2 protein-coding genes are annotated in these 25553 nt (G+C 70.3%); both read right to left on the bottom strand.

Features of this window, described 5'->3' with window-relative positions:
- Window positions 1-792 (bottom strand): FkbM family methyltransferase, encoded by a 792-nt coding sequence (locus ACPCUW_RS09760; RefSeq protein ID WP_423424382.1) that lies wholly within the window; start codon window positions 790-792, stop codon window positions 1-3.
- Window positions 786-25160: a non-ribosomal peptide synthase/polyketide synthase gene (locus ACPCUW_RS09765; RefSeq protein ID WP_423424383.1), complete on the bottom strand. Its 24375-nt coding sequence runs from the start codon at window positions 25158-25160 to the stop codon at window positions 786-788. Before ACPCUW_RS09765 ends, ACPCUW_RS09760 begins: the two co-directional genes overlap by 7 nt.
- Window positions 25161-25553: the final 393 nt, after the last annotated feature.

Consider the following 25553-nt stretch of genomic DNA (forward strand, 5'->3'; position numbering starts at 1 on the left):
TCACCGGTCGATTCGCGGGCGGACGGCGAAGACCTCGTGCATCTCGGTGCCGACCAGATGCGGGTCCTGGCGGGTCTGCGCCGACATACCCCGACGTGTGAACAGATCGCAGATCTCGCGCAGCCGGCCGTCGCGATCATGCACCTCGGCGACGACGACGTGGATGCGCCGCCAGTCCGCGTCGGTAATCCCGTGCAGCACATCCAATTCCGCGCGTTCGACATCGACCTTGAGCAGGCCGATCTCGCACCCGCGGCAGTGCTGGTCCAGGATCGCCGACACCGTGGTGACCCCGACCTCGAGTTGTACGCCGTCGTGCAACCCCTGGGTGATGACCGCGATGGCCTTGTCGTCCAAGCCGTTGTTGCGCAGATAGATGGCGGTCGCCTCGTCGTCGGCCGCGCGATCGGCGAAGAATCCGGAATTCGCCGTCGCGCGCGGGTACCAGGTGAAGGCCCGGGTCCCCGGCGTGGCGCCGACCGCGGTTCGCAGCGATATCCCGCCGGGAACATGCGCGGCGATATTGCGATCCAGGCAACGGAAGGTCATCGGCACCGGTTCGACCGCGATGACCCGGGTTCCCGGGCAGGTGTCGGCGAACATCATCGCGCTCAGGCCGATGTTGGCGCCGATGTCGAGGACTATTTGGCCGGGACTGAGGAATTCGGCCGCGCGCCGGTAGAACCCGTCCGCGGCGGTCGTCTCCCCCCACAGCATTCTGGCTTCGGCAGGACTGGTGCACGTCACCGTTCTGCCGTCATCGAGTCGCACGTGTTGCAGAGTGGTCAGCATTGTTCCATGAACCTTTCGAGGACAGGGCCGACGACGGCCAGCGCACGGGGATGGCTCATTTCGAGATGGCGGGCGTCGACCACGACGTTGTGGATGTCGCCGCCCACGTAGGGCCGCCAGGTATCGGCGAGAGCATCGTGGTCCGGATGGTCCTGTCCGGCGGTGAACAGGATCAGGTCACCGTCGAAGACGTCCGGACGATGAGCGGCGGAGATATCGCCCGCGGTGCGGAAACTCTCCATGACTCGATCCGTCTGTTCGGCGGTGAACAGTCCGGTCGCGATCACCTGCCCCCGGATGACATCCCACGCTTGTTCGTGGGTGCTCACCACGAGCTCGTCACCCAGGTCGAACAACTCCCGCCAGCCGCCGAGCAGATCGGCCATCAGCTGCCCCGGCGCGGGTTCACCGGCCGCGGCCGGCGGCTGCGGTGGCGCAACCGCCGCACTGTCGAGCAGGGCCACGATGCCGACCCGGGCGCCGTCGCGGCGCAACCGAACCGCCATCGCGTGCGCGATCTGGCCGCCCAGCGACCACCCCAGCAGGTGATAGGGCCCCGCGGGCTGGACGCGGCGGATCTCTGACACATAGCGGGCGGCCAATTCATCCACCGAGGCGGCGGCTGGTTCGCCGGCGACGACGTGCGGATCCTGCAGGCCGTATACCGGGCGATCCGGATGCAGATGTTCGACGAGTCCGCCGTAGAACCACGCCAGGCCGCCCGCCGGATGGACGGCGAACACGGTCGGCTCGGATCCGTTCGCGCGCAACGGCAGCAGCACGGTCAGACCGGATGCGCCGTCGGCGTCGTCGGCTCGGCGGGCCAGCGCCTGCGGTGTCGCGTCCTCGAACATCCACGGCAGGTCGAGCGTCACACCGCGCGTTCGCAATTCGGTCACCGCCATGGTGGCCAGCAGCGAATTGCCGCCAAGATCGAAGAAGCCGTCGGTCGCCCCGACCCGCGCGGAGCCCAGGATCTGCTCGTACACCTCGGCGATGATCTTCTCGGTGCGCGTGCGCGGTGCGACGAACCGTTGCGCGGCCGTGTCGAAATCGGGCGCGGGCAAGGCTTTTCGATCCAGTTTGCCGTTGACCGTCAGCGGCAGATCGGCCAGCACCATCACCATCGAGGGCACCATGTAACTCGTCAGCACCTCGGCGGCGGCCGCCCGGACCTCCCCCGGATCGATGTGCTGCCCGTCGGCGGCGACGACGTATCCGATCAGCTGGTCGACCTCGCGTTCGTGGCGATGCACGGCCGCGGCGGCCCGTGCGACCGACGGATGCCGCAGCAACGCCGACTCGACCTCCCCCAGCTCGATCCGGTACCCGCGCAACTGCACCTGCGCGTCACCGCGACCGGCGTAGCTCAGTTCCAGGCCGTCGCCGGTTTCCCGCCAGCTGCCGAGGTCGCCGGTGCGATACAACCGGCCGCCGGCCGGGCCGAACGGATCCGCCACGAACCGGCTCGCCGTCGGGGCGGGTGCCCGCAGGTAGCCGCGCGCGAGTTGTGGTCCGGCGACGCAGATTTCGCCGCGAACCCCGACTGGCACGGGACGCAGCCGGTCGTCGAGGACATAGATTCGCAGGCCTGGGAGCGGCACCCCGATCCGGTCCGCCGCCGGGCCGTCGACCTCGGCGAAGGTCAGATGCACCGTGGTTTCGGTGATCCCGTACATGTTGACCAGCCGCGGTGAGCCGGGCTCGTGGGCGGCGAACCACTCCGGCAATCGCGACGCATCCAACGCCTCACCGCCGAAGACGACATAGCGGAGCGCGAGATCACCACTGCCGCAGCCGGATTCCCGATATCGGCGTTCGGCGTCGGCGAAACCGTAGAAGGCCGACGGGGTTTGACTCAAGACGGTGACGCGTTCGCGCGCCACCAGTTCCACCAGCGCGCCGGGCGAGCGGGAGGTGTCGCGGTCGACGACGACCAGCCGGCCGCCGGTCAGCAGCGCGCCCCACATCTCCCACACCGCGAAATCGAATGCGTAGGAATGGAACATCGTCCACACGTCGCCGGAGTGGACGTCGAATCGGTCGGTGGCGTGGGTCAGCAGTGTGACCGCGTCGCGGTGGGTGACGGCCACGCCTTTCGGGGTACCGGTCGACCCGGAGGTATAGATCACGTAGGCGAGGTTGTCCGGCCGCGCGGCCACCGGCGCCCGAGCGCTGCCGGCGTCGAATTCGGTTTCGGCATCGTCGATCGACACCAGCGGCGTCGCGCACCTGGGCACCTGCGCGGCGATCTCGGCCGAGGTCAGCACTACGACCGGGCGCGCGTCGTCGATGACGAAGCGCAGGCGGCGCGGCGGATTCGCGATATCCAGCGGCAGATAGGCCGCGCCCGCGCGCACGACGGCGAGCAGCGCGACGATCAGATCGACCGACCGCGGCAGCGCCACCGCCACCAGCGTTTCCGGTCGTGCGCCGTGCGCGGCGAGGCGGGCGGCCAGCCGGGTCGCGCGGCGATCCAGTTCGGCATAGGTGAGCTGTGCCGTACCGTCGCTCACCGCGATCGCGTCGGGTTGTGCCGCGACGCGGACGGACAACAGCTCGGACAGGGTCTGCTCCGGGACCGCGCTGCCGTCGGTTCCGGCGGCGGACAGTATCCGGCGGCGTTCATCCGGTGCGACGATATCGATATCGTCCACGGCGACAGCGGGATTCGCGGTCGCCTGCTCCAGGATGCCGACGAACGCCCGCGCGAATCGCCGCATCGTCTGCTCGACGAACAGGTCGGCGGCGTAGGTGAGGCGACCGGTCATTCCGCCCGGCCGGCCGTCGGCGTCGCGCCGTGGGACGAGTTTGACGTTGAGATCCGCGCGTGCCTGATCGAAGCCCTCTTCGATCGGTTCGACGGTGAGGCCCGCCAGCTCCAGCGCGGCGGCGCTGAGATCCTGCACGTCGAGCGTCACCTGATAGAGCGGCATGTGCGCGGTCGAGCGCCGCGGATTCAGCTCCTCCACGATCTCTTCGAAAGGCACGTCGGCGTGCGCCAACGCCGCCAGATCCGTGTCCCGGACGGCGGCGAGCAGTTCCTCGAACTCCTGCCGCGGCGCCACCCGCGTCCGCAACACCAGCGTGTTGACGAACATGCCGATCAGATCGTCGAGTTCGCGGTCGCCGCGGCCGGCCACCGGGGTGCCGATCGCGATATCGCCGACCGCGGCCAGCTTCGACAACAGGACTGCCAGCCCGGCGTGCAGCACCATGAACACCGTGGCGTCGGCCGCGCGGGCGAGGGCCTCGACGCGGGTGTGCAGGTCGGCGGACAGCTCGAAATCGAGGGTGCTGCCGTGCATGGACGCCACCGGCGGCCGGGGCCGGTCGGTCGGCAGTTCGAGAAGTTCCGGCAGTCCGGCGAGAGCGCCGGTCCAGAAGCGCAGCTGCCGGGAGATCAGTGAGTCCGGGTCGGACTCGTCACCGAGCATCTCCCGCTGCCACAGCGCGTAGTCGGCGTACTGCAGGGGCAGCGGCGGCCAATCCGGTTGTGTTCCTTGCCTACTCGCCTCGTACGCCACCGCCACGTCCCGGGCGAGCGGCAGCATGGACTGCCCGTCGGCGCAGATGTGGTGGACGCCGATCACCAGCACGTGGTCACGGTCGCCGAGGGCGAACAGTTCGGCACGCACCGGCGGCTCCCGGGTGACGTCGAAGCCCGCCGACACCACCGCCGCCGCGCGTTCGAGGACCTCCCGTTCGCCGGTTCGGATCGGGACCAGCGCGGGCGCTACCTCCTCGGCGTCGACCACGACCTGGCACGGAGCCCCGTCGATCATCGGGAACCGGGTTCGCAACGACTCGTGCCGGTCGATGACCAGCGCGCACGCCCGGCGCAGCGCGTCGACGTCGAGGTCGCCCCGCAACCGGATCACCAGCGGAATGTTGTACGCGCCGACCGAGGTGTCGAAGCGGTTGAGGAACCACATCCGCTGCTGTGCGGGCGAGAGCGGGAGGCGGTCCGGGCGGGTACGCGGCACCGGCCGCGCGGCGCCGGCCCGGTCGGCGCCGGCGAGACGGGCGGCCAGTTCGGCGACCGTCGGGGCGTCGAACAGATCCCGGATGCCGACGTGCACACCCAGCGCCGTGCGCACGCGCGCGACCGCCCGGGTCGCCGACAGCGAGGTGCCGCCGAGTTCGAAGAAGTTGTCGGTCGCGCCGACGTCGCCGACACCCAGGACGTCACCGAAAACGTCCGCGATGCGCTGTTCGGTGTCGCTGCCGGGAGCGATCCGGCGTCGCCGCACCGCGAAGTCCGGTGCGGGCAGCGCCGCCCGATCGAGCTTGCCGGTAGCGGTCAGGGGAAGTTCGGCGATGCGCAGCACGACGTCGGGCACCATATGCGCCGGCAGACGGCGGCGCGCAACGGCCTTGACCTCGTCCGGATCGATCCCGGCCGCGCCGACCAGATATCCGGCCAGCCGGGCGGTGCCGCGCTCGTCGGCGCGCACGGCGACCGCTACCCGGTCGACCCCGGGATACTCGCCCAGGACGGCCTCGATCTCGCCGAGTTCGATGCGCTGACCGCGGATCTTGACCTGGAAGTCGCGGCGGCCGAGATACTCCACCGTGTAGTCCGATGTCCAGCGCGCCAGGTCACCGGTGCGGTACATGCGAGAACCGTTGGGGCCGAACGGGTTAGCGACGAATGCGGTCGCGGTCGCTCCGGGCCGGTTCGCGTACCCGCGCGCCAACTGCGGGCCCGCCAGATACAACTCTCCGGCCACGCCGACCGGCACCGGCCGCAGCCACGGGTCGAGTACGACGGCCTCCATTCCGCGGATCGGCACGCCGATGGTCACGGCCGCACCCGGCGCCAGCGCCGCGCTGATCCCGGCGAAAATGGTGGCCTCGGTCGGCCCGTATCCGTTCAGCAGCCGCCGTCCCGGCGCCCACACCGCGACCAACTCCGGTGTCACCGCCTCACCGCCCGCCGCGAGCACGCGCAACGAATCCATGCCCTCCGGGGACAGGGTGGCCAGAACGCTCGGGGTGAGGAAGGCGTGCGTCACCTGTTGTGCCCGAACCACCTCCGCCAGATCTTCCCCGGCATAGGCGTCCGGTCCCGCGACGACCAGCACCGCGCCGTTGGGATGGGCCAGCAGCACCTCGAGGACCATCGCATCGAAGCCCGGGCCCGCCGCGTGCAGCACCCGTGAGGCGGTGTCGATGCCGAAGTGGTCGCGCACCACCGCGGTGAAATTCGCCAACCCCTCGTTCGTGACCACGACACCCTTGGGCGCGCCGGTCGAACCGGAGGTGTAGATCACGTACGCCGCGTCCGCGCTCCGCGGTGTCCGCACGCGTTCCGCGTCGGTGACGGTGGCCGCGGATGTCGCGGCGATCGCGATCTCGGTCCGCGGATCGTCGAGGACCAGCGGGAATACGTTGTCCGGTAGCAGATCCCGCGCCGCCGCGACCGTGAGCGCCACTCGCACATCGGAATCGGCGAGCATATGGGCGACGCGTTCGGCGGGATTGCGCGGATCGACCGGCAGGAACGCCGCGCCCGTCTTGACCGTCGCCCACAGTCCCACGACGAGCTCCACCGATCGCGGCATCACCAGGGCGACCTGCTCACCGGGACCGATCCCGCGCTCGAGCAAGGACCGCGCCAGCCGGTTCGAGCGCGCGTCCAGCTCGGCGTAGGACATCGTCTGCCGGCCCGAAATCAGCGCCGGCGCGGCAGGATTCGACCACACACCCGCGGCGAGCAACCGGTCCGCGCGTTGCGGCGCTGCGGCGGCGCCGCCGGTGGCGGGGACCAGGGCCGCGCGAGCGGCGTGGTCCAGCAGTTCCAGCGTCATCAGCCGTGCACCCGGGTCGTTCGCGATCGCACGCAACACCAGTGCGACCCGGTCGGCGAGTCCGGACGCCGTCGCGTCGGTGACCTGATCCTGCCGGTAGCGCAGCCGGATGTGCAGCCGGTCGGTGTGGTAGGCCTGAACGGTGATCGGGTAGTGCGCGGCGTCGCGACCGTCCGCCGCGACCACCCGCATGCCGTCGATGTCGGCGGCGCCCAGGCCACTGCCGTCGACCGGATAGGACTCGAATACCACCAGCGTGTCGAACAGCGATACCGCATCGACCGCCGACAGGATCCGCGGCAGTTCGAGGTAGTGGTGGTCGAGCAGGCGAGTGTTGCCGGCCTGCAGCCGGGTCAGCGCCTGCTCGAGCGTATCCTCGCTGCGGAGCTCGGCGACGACCGGAATCGTGTTGATGAACAGCCCGATCATCGACTCCACGCCGGGCAGGTCAGCGGGCCGGCCGGACACCGTACTGCCGAACACGACACGCTCGGAGCCGAGCAGATTGCCCACGACCACCGCCCAGGCGAACTGCACGATCGTCGCCATCGTCACCGCACGGGACCGCGCGAACTCCGCCAGCTCGGCGCTCACCTCGCGCTCGACCTCCACCGGCAGATCGACCGGCATGGTCGCGGCCGCATCGGCACGCGGATCGGCGACCAGGGTCGGTTCGGTGACATCGCGCAGCGCGTCGCGCCACACCGCCACGCTCGCGGCACGATCGCGCCGGGCCAGCCAGTCCAGATAGTCACGGTAGGCGGCCGCATCCGGCAGTAGCCCGGGCTGCCCGTCCGCCGCGTACAGGCCGATCAGTTCCCGCCACAGCAGTGGCAGCGACCATCCGTCGAGCAGCAGGTGGTGGGCGGTCAGGATCAGGCGGAAGTCGCGCGGCCCCAGCTCGGCGAGCACGAATCGCAGCAGCGGCGGTTCCGCCGGATCGAAGGACGCCTCCCGCTCGGCATCGAGGAGCGCCGCTACCTCGGACGGGCCTGCGGAGAGCGCGACCTGTCGCCACGACACCTCGAACGTAGCCGGAATCACCTGCACCGCAACACCTTCGGCGGTGCGAGCGAACGCGGCCCGCAGGTTCGGGTGGCGCACGAGCAGGGCCTGCGCGGCGCGCCGGAACCGCGCTGCGTCGACCTCGCCGGTGAGAGTGAGCACGGATTGGGCGAGATAGACGTCGAGCCGGCCCGCGGCGACTTCGGCGTGGAAGAGCAGCCCGGCCTGGAGTGGCGCCGGCGGCCACACGTCGTCGAGTCGTCCGTAGCGGCGGGCGAACGCGTCGAGATCCTCGCGGGTCACGTCGACCAGCGGCACATCCGCGCGGCTCAGTCCCCAGTCCCGGTCGGCCGCGGCCGCGATGGTGGTCAGTGCCTCCACCCATTCGCCGGTGAGTTCGTCGACCTCGTCGCGGTCGAGCAGCCGGGAGGCATAGCCGACATATGCCGACAGCTGCGGTCCGGCTGCCGTGTCCAGAATGTTCACATCGATCGTGAGCACCGCCGCCGCCGGCATCTCCGGCTCGAATGCCGCTCGCTGATCGAAGGTTTCGCCGGAGGGCACCCACGCCGGATCCGCCGGATCCGTGCCGTCCATGCCCGTGCGCCCGAGGTTGTTGTAGGCGATCTGCGGTTCCGGCAGCTCGGCGAATCGCTGCGCGATCGCGGGATTCAGATAGCGCAGCAGGCCGTAACCGATTCCCTTGTCCGGGATTTCCCGCAGCTGGTCCTTGACGGATTTCACCGCGGCGGGCAGATCGGCGGAGTCCGTCCCGTCGAGGTCGAGCACCACCGGATATCTGGTGGTGAACCAGCCGACGGTGCGGGACAGGTCCGCCCCTTCGGCGATCCCTTCTTCGCGGCCGTGCCCTTCGAGCATGACACTCGTTGCCGGACAGTCGATGCCGCGGCGTTCACGCAGGCGCCGCACCGCCACGGCCAGCGCCGTCAGCAGCGCGTCGTCGACGGTGCCGTGCGCCGCCGCAGGCACCTCGCGCACCAATGCCGAGGTCACCTCGACCGGCAGTGTGACGGTCACGTGCCGCACGGTCGCCTGGGTATCCAGCGCGGGATCGATATTCGCCCGTCCGAGTATCGGGTCGGGGGCGGAGCAGATCCGCTGCCACAGTGGGAATTCCTCGGCCCGCGCCGCCGCCGCGGCGACCAGCGCCTCGGCCCACCGCCGCATCGAGGTGCCGGGCGCGGCCAATTCGATCGGACGCCCGGCGATGATCCGCTGCCACGCGACGGCGAAGTCGGGCAACAGAATTCGCCACGACACAGCGTCCACGGCCAGGTGGTGGATCACGACGAGCGCACGCGCCTCCGCGTCCACGCCGGGTTCCGGCAGCAGGCAGACGACGTGCACCATCGCGCCGGTCGCCGGATCGAGCCGGTCGACCGCCGCGGCGTAGGCCGCCTCCACCACAGCCGTGAAACCCGGCGAACCCGGCCGCTCGCCGGTGCCGAAGGTTCGCATCGATACCGATCCGGCGCTTTCGGACGCGCTCGGCGGCAGGACATCCCAGCGGCCCGCCCGCAGCCGCGAGCGCAGTACATCGTGGTGTTCGACGACCGCCCGCACGGTCGCGCACACATCGTCGACCCGCGCGTCCCGCGGCAACCGCACCAGCACGGACTGCGCGAACCGCGCCGGTGCGCCGAGGTGCTCGACGAACCACGCCACGATCGGCGTGAGCGCCACCTCACCCACGCCACCGCCGGGCAGTTCCTCGATCACTGCCCGCGCGGGCGCCTGCGCGATCTGCGCCAGACCGCGAACCGTCTTGCGCTCGAAGATGTCTCGCGCCGTCACGCCGATGCCGACGGCCCGCAACCGCGAGGCCAGCTGGATCGACATGATGGAATCGCCACCCAGCGCGAAGAACGACGTGGTCGCGCCGACTCCGGGCACACCCAGCACATCGGTGAAGGCCGCGGCGACGGCGCGTTCGAGCTCGTCCGAGATCGCCGCCGCGCCCTCGGCGGTTACCTCGAAGTCCGGTTCCGGCAACGCTTTTCGATCCACTTTGCCGGTCGAGGTGAGTGGCAGCCGGTCGAGTACGGTGACGGTCGCCGGCACCATATGAGCGGGCAGGGTGGCCGCGAGCCGATCCAGGATGTCGCCCGGCGCGGCGGTCGTGGCGGGATCGGTGGTGACGTAGGCCGCGAGCACGGTCCGCCCGCCCGGGCCGGTGCGCGTCACGGTGACCGCGGTGGCGACGGCCGGATGCGCGAGCAAGGCGGCATCGATCTCACCCAGTTCGACCCGCTGGCCCCGGATCTTGATCTGGAAATCGAGGCGGCCGACGTACTGCATCGTGGCCTGCGCGGTCCAGCGGACGATATCGCCGGTGCGGTACATCCGGGTTCCGGGCGCACCGTAGGGGTTCGCGACGAACGACGCCGCCGTGACGGCGGGACGATTGAGGTATCCGCGTGCCAGTGCGGCGCCGGAGAGGTACAACTCCCCCGGTACCCCGATCGGCACCGGGCGCAGCCGCGCGTCCAGCACCACCGCCTCCGCGCCGCGGATCGGCCCGCCGATGGTGAGTGTTTCGTCCGGGCCCACCGGATCACTGATCGTGATCACGATGGTCGTCTCGGTCGGCCCGTAGATGTGGTGCAACCGCCGCCCGGCCGCCCAGGCCGTGATCAGGTCGGGCGCTACCTTCTCGCCACCGACCGCGAGCATCCGCACCGAATCGAGCTCGGCCGGAGACATCGTCGCCAGCACGCTCGGCGTCAGGAACGCATGCGTCACCCCGTGCCCCGCGATCAGCGCGGCCAGCTCCGCGCCGCCGACCACCTCCGGCGGCGCCACCACGAGTGTCGCGCCGGCGGCGTGCGCCATCAGCGCTTCGAGCAGGACCGCGTCGAAGGCCGGTGAGGCGACTTGCACGATGCGCGAGGTGCGCTCGACGCGATAGCGATCGCGCTGCTCCGCCGCGAAGGCGGCGAGCCCCTCGTGGGTGACCATCACACCCTTGGGCGTTCCGGTCGAGCCGGATGTGTAGATTACATAGGCCACATCCTGAAGCCTCGGCGCGCGTGATCGTTTCACCGCGAGTTCGCCCGGGTCCCGTGGTTCGTCGAGCATCAGCCAGCGCACATCGCCGGGCAGCGCGGCGCGCGCGGCGGTCGTCGTGATACCGAGGGCAGCACCGGAGTCGTGCAGCAAGTAGGCGATCCGCTCGGGCGGATAGCGCAGATCCAGCGGCACGAAGGTGGCGCCGGTCTTCACGATCGCCCACATGGCGATGTGATAGTCCGCCGAGCGCGGTACGGCCAGCGCCGCGCATACCCCCGGTTGCGCGCCCGACGAAACCAGCTGGGCGGCAAGCTCTTCCGCGCGATCGTCAAGTTCCCGGTAGGTGAGCGTGCGAGTATCGTCGATCAGCGCGATCGCCTCGGGAGCGGTCGCCACGGCCGCGCCGAGCAGCTCCGGAAGCAGCCGCGGCGCGGGTGCGGCGCCGCCACGTGCCGGAACCAGCCGCTCGGCCTCCTCGGCGCCGATCAGCGCGATATCTCCCACCGGCCGGGCCGGATCACCGACCACCGCGTCGAGAACGCGCACGAACCGGTCCGCCAGCCCCCGCGCGGTGGACTCGGCGAAAAGATCGGTGGCGTAGATGATTTCGCCGTCCATTCCGACTCCGTCACGATCGGGATTGTCGGTCAGCAGGACGGTGAGATCGGTTTTGGCCTGGGCGACATCGGGATCGATCAGCTCCACCTCGACATCGGGCAGCCGGAACCGGGCGGCCCCTGTGTTCTGCACGCCGAACAGCACCTGGTACAGCGGCGTATAGGCCGTGGACCGGGGCCGGTCGAGCAGATCGACCAGCCGCTCGTAGGGCAGGTCCGCGTGCTCGAGCGCCTCGAGGTCGACGCCGCGCACCTGCGCGACGAACTCGGTGAACGACATGTCGTCACGGACCGGCGTGCGGAGCACGACGGTGTTGACGAACATGCCGACCAGATCGTCCAGCGCCACCGTCGCGCGCCCTGCCACGGGCGTGCCGATCGACACGTCGCCGGTATGCGCGGTGCGCGAGAGCACGATCGCCAGCGCGGAATGCAGCACGACGAAGACGGTCACGCCCTCGCGCCGGGCCAGCCGCACGATCTCCTCGTGCAGCCGCGGCGGTATACCGAACCGCACACTGCCCCCGGCCATCGACATGGTCGCGGGCCGTGGACGATCGGTCGGTAGATCCAGCAGCTCCGGCGCATCGGCCAGGGCCGCCGTCCAATAGGCGGCCTGGCGCGCCGTCACCGACGCCGGATCCTCCTCGGCGCCGAGCACCTCCCGCTGCCACAGCGTGTAGTCCGCGTAGTGCACCGGAAGCGGTTCCCATTGTGGCGCTTCGCCTTTCACGCGCACCGCATAGGCGGTGAAGATATCGCGGGCCAACGGTGCCATCGACGAGCCGTCGGCGGCGATGTGATGGACGGCAAGGACCAGAATGTGCTGCTCGGGAGCGAGGCGACATATCCGCACACGCAGCGGTACCTCGGCCGAGACGTCGAAGCCCGCCTCGACGGTCTCCCGGATCCGCTCCGCCAGCACGGCCTCCTCGACCGGCTCCGCATCCGGCCTCAGGCGCTCGGCCACGGCGGCCACATCCCGCACCACCTGGCAGGGTTCGCCGGCCACCGTCGGATAGACGGTCCGCAGAGGTTCGTGCCGGCCCACGACGTCCTCGAACGCCGCACGCAGCGCGCCCAGGTCCAGCGCGCCGGTCAACCGCGCGGCGAAGCCGATGTTGTAGGCCCCCGAGGCGGGATCGAACTGGTTGATGAACCACAGCCGCCGTTGTGCCGCCGCCAGCGGGACCGTGGCCGGGCGCGGCCGCGGCGCGAGCGGGAGCAGCGACGACCGCGCACGCCGGCTGAGGCGAGCCGCCAACCCGGCGATCGTCGGCTCCTCGAAAATATCGCGAATCCCTACCCGCACCCCGAGCGCCGCCTCCGCACGCGCGGCCACCCGGGCGGCCGAGAGCGAGTCGACACCGATCTCGAACAGATTCGCCGCCACGCTCACCCGCTCCGCGCCGGTGATCGCGGCGACGATATCGGCCAGTGCCGCTTCGTGATCGGTGCCCGCGGGCACGAAGTCCGCCACGTCGTCGAACTCCGGCTGCGGGAGCGCGGCCCGGTCGAGTTTGCCGTTCGCGGTGAGCGGCATCCGGTCGAGCACCTCGACGCGCCCCGGAACCAGATACGACGGCAGCCGGCGCGCGAGCCGGTCCCGGATCGCGCGGCCATCGATCGCCGCTCCCGGTGCGAGCGTCACATAGGCCACGATTCGTTCCGCGGTAGCGATCGCGACCGCGCGCACGACCTCCGGGAGGGCACATGCCGCCGCCTCGATATCCCCCGGCTCGACGCGCTGGCCGTGGACCTTCACCTGGAAATCGCTGCGGCCCAGGAAGTCCAGACGGCCCGATCGGGTCCACCGCACCAGATCTCCGGTGCGGTAGAGCCGCTCCCCCGGTGCGCCGAACGGATGCGCGACGAAAGCCGCGCAGGTGAGATCGGCGCGGCCGTGGTAGCCGCGCGCCAGCTGCACACCCGAGACGTACAGGTCGCCGACGACGCCGACCGGCACCGCGCGCAGCCTGCGGTCCAGCACGTACACCCGCATGCCGGAGACCGGTGTGCCGATCGGAACCGTCGCGGGGACCGTCACACCGGGCGAGCATCGCGCGGAGGTGACCACCTCCGCCTCGGCCGGGCCGTACCAGTTCACCACCTCCGCCGCGGTGAACACGCACGCCGCGGCATCGACGGTGGACTGCGCCAGCGCCTCCCCGGCGACGAAAACCCTTCGCACCGAAGTCAACTCGGTGCCGTCGACGGCTTCGAGCAGGACGTCGAGCATCGACGGGACGAAGTGCACCGTGGTGATCTCCCGGTTCGCGATGCACTCCGCGAGATAGGCCGGGTCGCGATGCCCCTCGGGTTCGGCGATCACGATGCGCGCGCCGGTCTGCAACGGCCACAACAGTTCCCACACCGCGATGTCGAAGGTGACGGGCGTCTTGTGCAGCACCGTATCGCCGGCGCCGTGCGGCCACTGCCGCTGCGCCCAGGCCAGCTGACCAGCGGTGGCGGCGTGGGTCAGCGCCACGCCCTTGGGCACACCGGTGGAGCCGGAGGTGAACAGGACATAGGCCACGTTCTCCGGCCGCAGCGGCGCCCGCCGATCCGCATTCGTGATCGGGTCGCCGGACAGCCCGGACAGATCCAGCCGATCAAGGTCCACCCGCGAACATTCCGGTGGCAGGCCGGCGCCGTCGGCCGACGTCGTGAGAACCAGGAGCGGCCGTGCCGCGTCCAGCACGTCGGCGACGCGCCGGCTCGGCTGCTGTGGATCGATCGGCACGAAGGCCGCGCCCGAATCCAGCACCGCGTACAGCGCCGTCACGAGGTCGACCGAACGTCGAACCGCCACGGCCACATGCGTTTCCGTACGCGCACCGCGCGCGATAAGCCATCGGGCCAGCCGGTGGACGCGGTCGGCGAAGTCGGTGTAGGTCAGCGCCTCACCGTCGGCGGGCAGGATCGCCGGAGCGTGCGGAGTGCGGCGCACCTGTTCGCCGAATCCGTCCACCAGCGTGCGGCCCACCGAGACCGGATCGCCGGTGTCGTTCCAGCGTTTGAGCACCAGCTCTCGCTCGGCGGTATCGAGCAGATCGAGTTCACCGAGCGGCGCGTCGGCGTCGGTCGTGAGCCCGTCGAGCAGGCGGACGAACCGGTCCGCGAAGCGCTGCGCCGACTCCGCGTCGAACAGGTCGGTCGCGTAGGTCAGTCGCAGCGTCATTCCGGCCGGCTCACCCTCGGGGCCGTGGGCCTCCGTCACCATGAACAGCAGGTCGTAGATCGCGGAACTGTCTCCCGCATCGAGGGTTTCGACGGTGAGGTCCGGCAGCTCCACGCGCGCCCGCACCATGTTCTGGTAGGCGAGCATCACCTGGAACAGCGGCGAATGCGCGGTCGAGCGGGCCGGGCGCAGTGCGTCGACCAGCTGCTCGAACGGCACGGTGGTGTGGTCGAAGGCCTCGATATCACTGCGGCGCACCACATCCAGCAATCCGGTGAACGTCTGATCGAGGGTGACACGGGTGCGCAGGACCAAGGTGTTGACGAACATGCCGACCAGCTCGTCGAGCACCCGATGACCGCGGCCCGCATGCGGTACGCCGACGGTGACGTCGTCACTGCCGGACAGGCGCGACAGCAGTATCGCGAGCGCCGTGTGCACCACCATGAAGGTCGTGGCGCGAGCGCGCTGGGCCAGCGATTCGACCCGGCTCTGCAATTGCGCCGGTATGTCGGCGTGGATCAGCGCGCCGCGATGGCTCTGCTCGACCGGGCGCGGGCGGTCGGCGGGCAGTTCGAGGAGTTCCGGTATCCCGGCGAGTCGCGTTCGCCAGTAGGCGATATCCCGGGCAACCGGAGATTCGGGATCGCCGGGCGAGCCGAGGATCGCGCGCTGCCACAGGGCGTAATCGGCGAATTGCACCGGCAGCGGCGGCCGGTCCCACGGATGGTCGCCGGTCCGCGCCCTGTACGCCGCCACCAGATCGGCGGCCAGCGGCGCCACCGAATAGCCGTCGCAACTGATGTGGTGCACCGCGATCGCGACCACCCGGACGGTGTCCGACAACCGGTACAGCGCCACCCGCACCGGCACCGCCTCGGATACGTCGAATCCGGTGGTCGACAACGCGGCCAACCGGTCGGCCAGCTCCCGCTCGTCGATCCACCGCGGTGTCAGGTCCCACTCCGCGACGACGGCGGCCGCATCCAGCACCACCTGCGTGGGCACGCCGTCGACCGCCGGGTACACGGTGCGCAGACTCTCGTGCCGTTCCACCACATCGACGACCGCGGCTGCCAGCGCGTCCGCGTCGAGCGCGCCCTCGAGCCGAACCGCCAGCGGCACAATATATCCCGGCGCCTGCGGGTCGTACTGGTTGAGGAACCACATCCGGGTCTGCGCCGTCGACAACGGCAGGCGCTCCGGTCTCGGCCCGGGCGCCGGGGCGGGCAGCGCGGGCACGCCGCGCAGCCGAATGATGCGCTCGGCGAGCTCGGCGACCGTGGGCGCTTCGAAGATCATCCGCACCGGCACGGACGCATCGAGCGTGTCGCCGATCCGGCTCAGGGCGCGGGTGGCGACGAGCGAATTGCCGCCCAGGTCGAAGAAGTCGTCGTCCGCGCCCACGGCCGCCACGCCGAGCAGTTCGGCGAAGACCTCGGCGACCGTCTGCTCCACGATCCCCTGGGGCGCACGGTATTCCGCCTGCCCGATCGCGTCCGGAACCGGCAGCGCCCGGTAGTCGATCTTCCCGTTGGCGGTGAGCGGCACCGCGTCGATCCGGGTGATCGCGGCGGGCACCATGTAGGCCGGCAGGCGGTCCAGCAGCAGGCGGCGAAGCTGCCTGGCATCCACGGTCTCCGCGACCACGTAGGCGATCAGGCGTTGCTCGCCGCGGTCGGCGCAGACGCGCGCCACGGCCGCGCTCACCTGTTCGTGCGCGAGCAGCGCCGCCTCGATATCGCCCGGTTCGATGCGCAGCCCGCGAATCTTGACCTGGTCGTCGGCGCGCCCGACGTAGCACAGCACGCCACCCTTCCCCCACCGAACCAGGTCACCGGTCCGGTACATGCGGGCCCCGGGCACACCGGCGAGGGGGTCGGCGACGAAGGTCGCGGCGGTCAGATCGCGGCGACGGTGATAGCCGCGAGCGAGCTGGACGCCGCCCAGATACAGCTCCCCCGTGACACCTGCGGGTACCGGATGCAGGCGCGAATCCAGCACGTGCACCACGACATTCGGCTCCGGTGTACCGATCGGCACGGTACCGCCGTCGATACCGTCGACGTGGTAGGCGGTGACGCTGACCGCCGCCTCCGTCGGCCCGTAGAGGTTGTCGAGGCGCGCATCGCTGAGTTCCCGGAAGCGACGCACGGTGTCGGCCGGCAGCGTTTCGCCGATGCACAGGACGCGCCGCAGATCCGGGAAGCGATGACGGGCCGCCGTCTCCTCGAACGCGGCGAGCAGCGAGGGCACGAAATCGGCTGTGGTGACGTGATGTTCGGCGATCAACCGTGCGACCGCCTCCGGGTCGGCGCCCGCGCCCGGGCCGGCGATCACCAACTCGGCGCCACAGGTCAAGGCGCAGAACAGTTCCCACACCGACAGGTCGAAGGTGACCGGCGTCCGCAACAGCATGACGTCGTCGCCCAGCCGATAGTGCTCGCGCAGCCAGCGCAGCTGATTGACCACCGCGGCATGCGATACCGCCACGCCCTTCGGCACTCCGGTCGAGCCGGAGGTGTAGATGACGTAGGCCAGATTCTCCGGGCGCAGCGGCCCGAGCCGGTCGCGGTCGGTCACCGGCGAGGTGTCGAGTGGTCGGGCGCCGAGTTCGGCGACATCCCAGACCGGGATGTCGCCCGGCAGGTTCGCCTCGTCGGATCGGCGGGTGAGGACCGCCCGGGGCCGTGCCGCGCCGAGCACGGCGCGCACCCGATCGAGTGGGTATTCCGGATTCACCGGTAGATATGCCCCACCCGCCGCATGGATCGCGTAGAGGGCGGTCAGCAGGTCGGCGGACCGGTGCATCGAGACGGCCACAACCGTTTCGGGGCCGACTCCGCGGTCGATCAGCGCCCGCGCGAGCGCGTTCACCCGGGCCGCGAACTCTCCGTAGCCGAGTCGCGTGCCGTCCCCGGTGTCCAGGACGGCGATCGCGCGCGGTGTCGCCGCGGCCTGGGCGGCGAACAGCTCGGCGATCGTCGCCGAGGACGGCGCCATGGATCCGCCGGTCTCCCGCACGGCCAGCTCGCGCGCCTCCTCCTCGGTCAGCAGATCGATATCGCCGATCGCACGGTCGGGCCGGTCGACGACCGCGCGCAGCAACAGAACGAATCGGTCGATCATCGAGCGGATCGTGGACTCGTCGAACAGATCTGTCGCATAGGAGAATTCGAGAGCCATCGCACCGGGCTCGCCGTCGCGAGGCGCGGTGTCGACGAGATTGAGGTGCAGATCGTATTTGGCCACGCTCGGGTCCGCGGTCCGGGCATCGACCGTCAGCCCTTCGAACCGCACCGTCGGAATGTCGATGTTGTGGAACGCGAAACCCACCTGGGTCAGCGGCGCGTGCGCCGTGGAGCGAGGCGGATTCAGTACCTCGACGAGACGTTCGAACGGGATGTCGGCATGGCCGAAGGCGGCGAGATCGGTTGCCCGGACCTGCTCCAGAATCCGGCGGAAGGACGCGCCGGGATCGATGCGCGTCCGCAACACCAGAGTGTTGACGAACATGCCGATCAGGCGTTCGAGGCCCGGTTCTCCGCGCCCGGCCACCGGTGTGCCGACCGCGATGTCGTCACCGCCCGACAGCCGTGCCAGCAGTGCGGCATACGCCGCGTGCAGCACCATGAACACCGTGGCATCGCGCGAGCGGCCCAGCGCGGTCAGCTCACGCCCGAGGTCGGCGGGCAGGGTGTACGACACCGTCGCGCCCCGGAAACTCTGCCGCGCCGGTCGGGGGCGGTCGGTGGGCAGATCGAGCACTTCGGGCAGATCGGCCAGCGCCGCGCGCCAGTAGTCGAGTTGAACGGCGGCCGGAGCGCTCGGATCGTCCTCGGTGCCGAGCCGCTTACCTTGCCAGAGCGCGTAATCCGCGTACTGCACGGGCAGCGGCTCCCACCGGGGCGCGCGCTGCCCGCGGCGTGCCTCGTAGGCGGTCATCAGGTCGGCGGCCAGCGGTGCGAGCGAGGATCCGTCGAAGCTGATGTGATGGACGACGAGGACCAGCGTGTGTTCCTCGGCGGCGGTGCGCAGCAGGGCGATCCGGAACGGGACGTCGCGGGTGACGTCGAATCCGGCGGCGGCCGTGGCGGCGATCCGCGCTTCGAGCTCCGCCGCGGGAACCGCCTGCGGCTCCAGCGGCGGCAGCGCCTCCCGCACCGGCACGATCAGCTGGTAGGGCCCGGTCTCGCTGTCCGGATGCACGGTGCGCAACGCTTCGTGCCGTTCCAGTACATCGGCGACGGTCGCGCGCATGGCCGCCACATCGAGCGGTCCCGTCATGCCCACCACGAGGGCGATGTTGTACAGCGCGGAGCCGGTGTCGAACTGGTTGAGAAACCACATCCGGGCCTGGGCCGGCGAGAGCGGAATGCGCGCCGGGCGCGGCTGCGGGAGCAGCGGTTCCCGCCCGGGGGCGTCGATGGTGCGCAGCGCCGCGGCCAGCGCCGCGACGGTCGGGGCGTCGAAGACGGTGTGTAGCGACACCTCGGCACCGAACGCGGCACCCAGCCGCGCGGCCAGCCGCGTCGCCGACAGCGAGTTGCCGCCGAGGGCGAAGAAGTTGTCGGCGACGCCGACCCGGTCGATACCCAGCACAGCGCCGCACACATCGGCGACGAGCTGTTCGGCCGCATCGCGGGGCGCGACGAAATCGGCTCGCGCACTGTCGAATACCGGCGCGGGCAAGGCGGCGCGGTCGACCTTGCCCACCGTGGTCAGCGGGAGGGCGTCGAGTACCGTCACCGCCTCGGGAACCAAGGGGGCCGGCAGGTGGCGCGCGGCGTGCGCGGTCACGGCGGCCACGTCGATGCCGTCGCCGACGGGCGCGAGGTAGGCGGCGAGCCGCCCTCCGCCGTCGGTCTCTACGGTCACCACAACCGCGGCGGCGACGTCCGGATGACCGGCGAGGACGGCCTCGATTTCGCCGAGTTCGATGCGCCGGCCGCGGATCTTCACCTGGAAGTCGGTGCGCCCGGCGTATTCGAGGGTGCGTTCGGGGGTCCAGCGCGCCAGATCGCCGGTGCGATACATCCGGTCCCCCGCGGCGCCGAACGGATCGGCCACGAACGCCGCTGCCGTGTCCGCCGGCCGATCGAGATATCCGCGGGCGAGATGAATACCGGAGATGTACAGCTGCCCGGTCACTCCGACGGGCACCGGCCGCAGCCGCTCGTCCAGAACCAGCGCCCGCACACCGCGGATCGGACCGCCGATCGTCACCCGGTCACCGGGGCGGAGGGGATCGCTGATCGCCACCATGATCGTGGTCTCGGTCGGCCCGTAGCCGTTGTGCAACCGGCGGCCGGGACCCCACACCGCGACGGTGTCGGTCGCGACCGCCTCTCCGCCGGCCACCAGTACGCGCAACGAACCGACGTCGGCGGGCGACATCGTCGCCAGCACGCTGGGCGTGATGAACGCGTGCGAGATCCGTTGCGTGCGAATCAGTTTCGCCAGCCGCTCGCCGGCGAAGACATCCGGTGGTGAGATCACCAGCGCCGCACCGTGCGGATGTGCCATCAGCAGTTCCAGCACCAGCGCGTCGAAGCCCGGAGCCGCCACCTGCAGTACCCGCGCCGAACTGCCGATGCGATACCGTTCCCGTTGTTCGGCAGCGAAATTCGCCACCCCGGCATGCGTCACGGCGACGCCCTTCGGCTCGCCGGTCGACCCCGAGGTGTACACCACGTACGCCGTATTCGACGCCCGGCACGGGCGAAGGCGGTCACCGTCGGTCACCGCGGCCGCGGAACGGCAGGTGATGCGGGCCTCGGTCCGCGGATCGTCGAGCACCACCGGCTCGGTGGTGTGCGGCACCAGATCCTGCGTAGTCGTCACGGCGATCGCGACCCGGACGTTCGCGAGCATGGCCGCGACTCGCTCGGCCGGATTGCGCGGATCCACCGGCACGAACGCCGCGCCCGCCTTCGCCACCGCCCACATCCCGACCACGAGTTCCACCGACCGCGACAGCACCAGCGCCACCCGGTCGTCCGGGCCGATTCCGTACTCGATCAGCACTCGGGCGAGCTGGTTCGACCGGGCGTCCAACTCCCCGTACGACAGGGTGTGCGCGCCGGACACGATGGCCACGGCCTCCGGATCCCGGATCGTCAGCAGTTCGCCGAGTACGCGCGGCGTGTCGGCCCGGCCGCCGGATGCGGGCACCAGTGCGGCGCGCTCCCCGGCCGACAGCACATCGACGGCACCGACCCGCTGCCCCGGATCACGCACGACCGAATCGAGAATCCGGTGCAGGCGCGCGGCGAATTCCTCGACCGTGCCCCGGTCGAACACGTCGGCGGCGAAATTGATCCGGACCGGGAGATCGCCTGCCGCCCGGGCGTTCTCGGCGACGGTGACGATCAGGTCGACCTTCGCCGGCTGCGGTCCCGGATCCAGGACCTCGGCGGTGACGCCGGCCAGTTCGAGGGTCGGACGGTCCATGTTGTCGAACGCGAGATACACCCGGCACAGCGGGTCCTGCGCGACCGCCGACATCGGCTCGATCGCGTCGGCGACCCGTTCGTAGGGCAGGTCGCTGTGGGCGAACGCGTCGACATCGATGTCCTGGACCCGCGCCAGGAAGTCGGCGAAGGTTTCGTCGTCACGCACTCGCGTCCGCAGCGGCACGGTGTTGACGAACATGCCGATCAGCGGTTCCAGCGCGCGTTCGCCACGGCCCGCGACCGGAGTGCCGACGGTGATATCGGTCGAATCCGACAGCCGGGCCAGCAACACGGCCAGCGCGGCGTGCACGACCATGAAGGTGGTGGCCCTCGCCGAGCGAGCCAGCCGCTCGATCCCGGCGTAGGTCTCGGCGGTGATCGCGGTGTCGACGACCTCGGCGAGCAGGGACCGGCCTTCCGGCCGCCGGTGGTCGACCGGCAGTTCCAGCGGTCGCGCCATCCCCGCCAATTGCTCTGTCCAGTAGTGCAATTGACGCGCGGCGAGCGAGTCGGGATCACTGTCGTCACCCAGCAGCCTGCGCTGCCGGATGCTGTAGTCGGCGTACTGCACCGGCAGCGGTTCCCAGTCGGGAGCGTGCCCCTGCGCCCGCGCTCGGTAGGCGGCGGCGAAATCGGCCGCCAGGGGCGGCAGCGACGACCCGTCGCAGCAGATGTGGTGCAGCACGACCACCAGGACGTGCCGGTGATCGGTGGTGGCGAGCAGTGCGACGCGAATCGGCGGCCGGTGGCGCACATCGGTTCCGGTCGACACCAGCTCGCCGATCCGGTGGTGGAGTTCGTCGGCGGAGATGCGGCGCGGCGTCACATCCCATTCCGCGGCGACCTCCTCGGACGGCAGAATCACCTGTGTCCCTCGGCCGTTCACGGCCGGATACACGGTGCGCAGGGATTCGTGCCGTTCGATCACGTCGGCCAGCGCGGCGCGCAGGGCGGCGGTATCGAGTTGTCCGGACAGCCGCAGCACCAGCGGAATGTTGTATGCCGCCGATTCGGGCTCGATCTGATTGATCAGCCAGATCCGGGTCTGCGCGGGCGCGAGCGGAAGCGGGTCGACGCGCGGCTGTGGCCGCAGCGCGGGCCGTGCGGACCGGCGGGCGCCGTCGATATGGGCGGCGAGCTCGGCCGCGGTCGGCGTCTCGAACAGCTCGCGCACCGACACCTCACATCGGGTCAGTTCGGCGATCCGCACCGCGGCGCCGGTGGCGGTCAGCGAGTTACCGCCCAGCTCGAAGAAGTTGGCCAGCACACCCACCCGGGCGACGCCCAGGACCTCGGCGAAGACATCGGTGATGGTCTCCTCGACGGCCGTGCGCGGCGCCACGTAGGCCGCCGCCGAATCCGGTGCCGGTTCGGGCAGGGCGCGATAGTCCACCTTGCCGTTGACGGTCAGCGGCAGTGCGTCGAGGACGACGACGTGGGCCGGGACCATGTAGTCCGGCAGTATCGAGCGGACGTGGGTGCGCAACTCCTCGGCCGTGCAGTCCGCGCCGGTGGCCGGCACCACGTAGGCCATCAGCCGGGCCGCGTCGGTGCCGGGCAGATGGACGACGACGACCGCCGCCGACACCGAACCGTGGCTCAGTAGCGCGGCGCGGATCTCGTCGAGTTCGATCCGGAAGCCGCGCAGCTGCACCTGCCGATCGGCCCGGCCTCGATATTCCAACTCGCCGTGGATGTTTCGGCGCGCGACATCACCACTGCGATAGAGCCGCGAACCCGGCGCGCCGAACGGGTCGGCGACGAAGCGTCCCGCGGTCAGCCCCGGGCGGCCGATATAGCCGCGGGCGAGTCGCGTTCCGGCGACATAGATTTCACCCCAGGCACCCAGTGGCACCGGCCGCAGGCGTTCGTCCAGGACGTACACGCGCAAACCCGGCAGCGGCGGGCCGATGACGCTGGGGGCGCCCGGCACGGCGCGGTCGGGCGCCAGCGGAGTGTAGGTGACGAAGACCGTTGTTTCGGTGATGCCGTAGCTGTTGGCCAGCACCGGCAGGCCGGGATTGCCGGCGTACCAGTCGGACAGACTCGCGGGGTCCAGCGCTTCCCCCGAGAGGACGACGAGGCGCAGCGCGAGCTCACCGTCCGGTTGCCCGGCGTCGGCGTAGCGCTGTCGCGCGGCCGCGAACTGATGGAACGCCGACGGTGTCTGACTGAGAACACTCACCTTGTTCCGCGCGACGAGACGGACCATCTCGTCCGGTGAGCGCGTGACGGGACCGTCGACCACCACGATCCGGCCGCCGGTGACCAGCGCACCGAAGATCTCCCAGACCGAATAGTCGAATGCGAACGAATGGAACAGCGTCCACACGTCATCGGCGCCTACCCCGATCTCGGCCGTCGCGTCGGTCAGGTAGCCGGCGACCGCGCGATGAGTGACCGACACGCCCTTCGGCCGCCCCGTCGATCCCGAGGTGTAGATGACGTAGGCGACGTTGTCGGGACGCAGCGGACGGGTACGTTCCGCATCCGTGATCGGCTCGCCGCTCTCGGTGATGTCGTCGTCGAACAACACCACGCGGCGCGTTTCCGGCAGGCGGTCGCACATGCTCCGGTTCGTCACCAGTGCGACCGGTTCGGCGTCGCCGAGCACGTAGTCGAGCCGCTCGAGCGGATGCGCCCGGTCCAGCGGCAGGTAGCCGGCGCCGGACTTCACGACCGCCAGTGCGGCGACGATCAGATCGGCATCCCGTGGCAGGGCGATGGCCACCAGCGTTTCCGGCCCGGCTCCGAGTGCGATGAGTCTGCGCGCGAATCGGTTGGAGCGCTCGTCGAGTTGGCGATAGGTCAGGGTGGTCGTCCCGTCGTCGACGGCGACGGCGGATGCCGACGACGCGGCCTGCCGCGCGAGGAGGTCGACGAGCGTCGCCGACGTGGGCGCCCCGTCGTGGCCCGCGAGTTCGCCCAGCACTCGCCGCTGCTCGGCCGGATCGACCAGCGGAATGTCGATCAGCCGGGCATCGGCGGGCGAGTTCGTCATACGGTCGAGGAAGTCGGCGAAGCGGCCGGCGTGGGCGTCGAGTTCGTCCTGGCCGTACAGGTTGGCATTGCCGTGCAGTTCGACCGACAGCGGTGCGTCGGCGCCGGAGCGGTACATGTTGAGCTGCAGATCGTCCAGCGCGCCGGAGGTCAGTGCGCGGTAGCGCCCGATCGCCTCGCCGAGGCGGATCTCGGAATCGAAGAACAGGATGTTGACGATCGGGCCGAACGAGGTGGCCGCCGCGTCGACGGCGTCGGACTCGCGGCGAAGATCCTCGAACCGGTAGAGCTGATGCCGCATGGCCAGGACGAGTTCGGACACCGATTCGCCGATCAGTTCCGCCACCGTCGTCGCCGGGTCCGCGGTGAACCGGATCGGCACCATATTGGCCAGCATCGCGGCGGCATTGCGCAGTCGCCTGGTCACCCGCCCGGATACCGGAAGCGACAGGACGACCTCGTCGGTACCGGTCATGCGCGCGAGGAAGGCGGCGAACGCGGCCACCACCACCTGCGCCGCGGAGGCGTTCAGCTCGCCGGCGAACCGGTCGATCCGCTCGGTCAGCGGCGACGGCAACGTGCGCCCGGCGTAGCGGTCGTCCTCGCTCCACTTGGCGCAGCGCCCCGCCAAACTCGTGGCCGGCGGCAGGCCGGCCGCCTTGTCCAGCCAGTACGCCCGGTCGGTTTCGAAACGCCGACTCGTCCGATAGTCGTGCTCCGCGGTGATGATCTCGGTCAGCCGGGGTGCTGCCAGCGGCGTCGGCGAGCGGCCCTCGATCAGTGCGTTGTAGTGTTCGGCCGCGCGGTTGAGCAGGTTGAACGCGCCGTAGCCGTCGATCACGAGGTGATGAGCACGCGCGTACCACAGATACCGGTCCGCACCGACCCGGATGAGTTTCGTCGCGACGAGCCGGTCCCGGGCCATGTCGACGGCCTTGGTGCCGTAGTCGCGGCGCATCCAGTCCATCGCCGCCGCGTAGGGGTCGGCGGCCGCGGTCAGATCCAGCAGCGGCTCGTCGTAGACGAGGCCGCGGTCCACGTACTGATACGGACGACCGCCGACTTCGACCACCCGGACGACCATCGATTCGGTCTCGTGGCCGGCGTCGTTCATCGCCTTGCTGAAGGCGGCGTAGTCGATGTGCCCCTCGATCTCGACGTAGTGAGCAATGTTGACGTTCGGTCCGCCGGGCAGGTTGTCCGCCAGCCACATTCCGTATTGCGCTCTGGAAAGCGGAATCAGATCAGGATTTCGGTCTGACGGCATGGCTGAATCCGGACTCATCGTCTAACCCCTCCTCGAATTCCGAGACACGGAGCAGCGCACACCCACCTCTGTTTCCGTGCGCGGAATTCCCCGTTCCTGTAGCATTTGATTGCGAATGCAATTACATTTGCGATTCCCCGAACTGCCGGATTCCCGAGTAGACATTCGCCGAGTCGACACGGGCGTCCGTAACCCGTTTTTTACGCGCGATCCAGCGCACGGGACGTCACCCCGATCGGAAACGAGGAGAGGCCACCGTGCGATTGGAGACGTTATCGAGACCGCGTGCCTGCCCTGCGTAGCTGAGGACCCCCTCTCACCGAGCTTGGCGAGCACTGATGAGACAACTCATCGCCGTACCATGACGACGTGCCACCCGACCTCCGGGCGGCC

The sequence above is a fragment of the Nocardia sp. AB354 genome, from assembly GCF_049538315.1.
Lineage (GTDB): Bacteria > Actinomycetota > Actinomycetes > Mycobacteriales > Mycobacteriaceae > Nocardia > Nocardia nova.

What these genes read in the sequence shown, in the direction of transcription:
- ACPCUW_RS09765 (WP_423424383.1), bottom strand. Translation starts at nt 25,160, where the DNA reads ATGCCGTCAGACCGAAATCCTGATCTGATTCCGCTTTCCAGAGCGCAA.
- ACPCUW_RS09760 (WP_423424382.1), bottom strand. Translation starts at nt 792, where the DNA reads ATGCTGACCACTCTGCAACACGTGCGACTCGATGACGGCAGAACGGTG.